The 2693-nt window shown below is 62.3% G+C and carries 2 protein-coding genes; one reads left to right on the plus strand and one right to left on the minus strand.

What is annotated here, in order from left to right; all coding sequences use genetic code 11:
• On the minus strand, positions 1–682 hold a 682-nt coding region (gene eno / locus VJ604_RS11605; protein ID WP_414652425.1), incomplete at its 3' end, for a phosphopyruvate hydratase.
• 235 nt (positions 683–917) lie between these two features.
• On the opposite strand from eno, the gene VJ604_RS11610 reads away from it, so the two are divergent.
• Positions 918–2693, plus strand: a 1776-nt coding sequence (locus VJ604_RS11610) for an HDIG domain-containing metalloprotein (RefSeq protein WP_324082627.1), incomplete at its 3' end; no start/stop codon positions are given.

The following is a 2693-nucleotide window of genomic DNA, read 5'->3' on the forward strand; positions in this document are numbered from 1 at the left end:
TCTCGATCGCCTCCATGATCACCTGGAGAGCTTCCTCGTTCGATTTCAGGTTCGGGGCGAAGCCCCCCTCGTCACCCACCGCGGTGTTGTACCCTTTGGCCTTCAGCACCCCCTTCAGGGAGTGGAAGATCTCGGCGCCCATCCTGAGGGCTTCCTTGAAGCTGGAGGCGCCGGCCGGCATGATCATGAATTCCTGGATGTCGACGTTGTTGTCGGCGTGGGCGCCGCCGTTGATGATGTTCATCATCGGGAGCGGGAGCTCCTTGGCGTTGGAGCCGCCGATGTACTGGTACAGCGGCAGGCCGACCTCTTCGGCCGCGGCCTTGGCCACCGCCAGGGAGACGCCCAGGATGGCGTTGGCGCCCAGCTTGCTCTTGAACTCGGTCCCGTCCAGCTCCAGCATCTTCTGGTCGATGCCGGCCTGATCGGTGGCATCCATGCCGGTGATCTCGTCGGCTATGATATCGTTGACGTTGGAGACCGCCTTCTCCACACCTTTGCCGAGGTAGCGTCCCTTGTCACCGTCTCTCAGCTCCAGCGCCTCGCGCTCGCCGGTCGATGCGCCGGAAGGAACCGCGGCCCTTCCCATGGCACCGGAATCGAGGAACACTTCGACCTCCAGGGTCGGGTTCCCCCTCGAATCAAGGATCTCTCTGGCGTACACGTCGGTTATCTGGCTCATCTCTCCCCCCTCGTTTTAATGATAGACGGGCCGTTGCCCGTTAATGGAATTTACGATATATAACATATCTGTCAGTAAATGGAAGATGTTTTAACAAATTTTAACCAAGCGTAGTGGCGCCGATATTCCAATGAGGATTTTCGTTTAGATTGACAGTAATCGGGCAAAAAGGATATATTCGTTCCTTGCCTGAATCACCGAGTCTTTGCCCTATCACACGGGAATTACCGACATAATGCCCACCGAAAGCGGCGACAAACAAAAAGAAACGCAGAGCCCGCTGATCCAGCTCTGCAACCGCTGGGTCGAGGCCGTCGCGTCCGCACTTTCCGGCGAAAGGTACGAGAAGCGCAGCCGCTTCGTGCTGCTGATGCTGACCGCCCTGTTCCTCACCCTGCTGATCCTGCCCAGCCCGCAGTTCTTCTCGGCGAATTACCGCGAAGGCGACATCGCCACCTCCGATATCCGCGCCACCCAAGACTACCTGATCGAAGACCTGCTGTTGACCGAGAAGAAGCGCAACGAGGCCGAGTCCCACTCCCCCTTCGTCTACAGCCTGGACCCCAACGCCAACATCGAGATCGTGCGGCGGTTCGAGGACGCCCTCAGGCTGATCAACGACAGGCGGGGCGAGCGTGACCACGGCTTCAGCCAGGTGGCGGGCGCCCTCCAGGTGGATCTGACCAGCAGGGAGTTCGGCGCCCTCTCCCACATCAGCCAGGAGCGCGCCTTCCTCTCCGAGCTGGGGCGGCAGGTGGCGCCCCTCTACCGGATGCGCATCGTGGCCGACCGGCAGAAGTTCGAGGCCGACCGGCACCACGGCATCCAGGTGATCGACCCCAGCAGCAAGCAGGAGGTCGCGGGGGGCGATTTCTCCGCCACCGTGGAGATCGCCAGCGTCCGCCGCCAGCTCTCGTCGCTGCGCTTCAGTGAGCTTTCGCCGCGCGACATCGAGGCGATCCGGGGGCTGGTGCCCCGCATGGTCTCCCCTAACCTCACCTTCAACCGGGACGCCACCGAGGACAAGAGGGCGGAGGCACGGGCCTCCGTGCGCCCGGTGCTCTTCAAGATGAAGCGGGGGGAGATGATCGTCAGGGTGGGCGAGCGGGTCTCCTCGGAGCAGGCCCTGAAGATGGAGAAGATCTTCAAGAACAGGAGCATGGCGCCGCTGGCCACCGCCATCGGCATCTTCGGACTGGTGCTGGTGCTCTGTTACTCGCCGTACCGTTTCGGCCTGAAGAACATCAGGAAGTTCAACCCGACCAACAAGGACATCCTGCTGCTCTCCCTGCTGCTGGTCGCCAACTTCGCCCTCCTCAAACTGGCCTTCACCGTCTCCACCGCCCTGGGCGGGCTCTTCCCCGGGGTGGACACCGCGAGCTACTTCTACCTCTTCCCCTTCGCCGCCAGCGCCATCATCGTTCGCATCATCCTGAACTCCGAGGTGGCCCTGGTCTACTGCGCGGTCTGCGCGCCCTTGGCCGGCATCATGCTCAACAACTCGCTGCCGGTGGTGATCTACGCACTGCTGGGTGGCATCGTGGGCGCCCACGGGGTGCGCCAGTGCAAGGAGCGGGGGACCATCTATTCGGCCGGGCTCAAGCTGAGCGTGGTGAACATGGCGGCGGCACTCTGCTTCCACTTCTACGGCGAGAACCCGCTGTCGCTGCAGACCGTCTACTGCCTGATCTTCGCCTTCCTGGGTGGCTTCATCAACGCCATCTACGTCTCCGGCACCGTCCCCCTCATCGAGGCGGTCTTCCATTACACGACCGACGTGAAGCTTCTGGAGTTGGCCAACCTCAACTCGCCGCTTTTGCGCGAGCTGATGATCCGGGCCCCCGGCACCTACCACCACAGCGTGCTGGTGGGGAACCTGGTGGAGGCGGCCGCCGAGGCGATCAACGCCAATCCGCTTCTGGCCCGGGTGGCGGCCTACTACCACGACATCGGCAAGCTGAAGAAGCCCCAGTACTTCATCGAGAACATCCGCGACGCGGAGAACCGGCAC

The organism is Geomonas sp. (assembly GCF_035254065.1).
Lineage (GTDB): Bacteria > Desulfobacterota > Desulfuromonadia > Geobacterales > Geobacteraceae > Geomonas.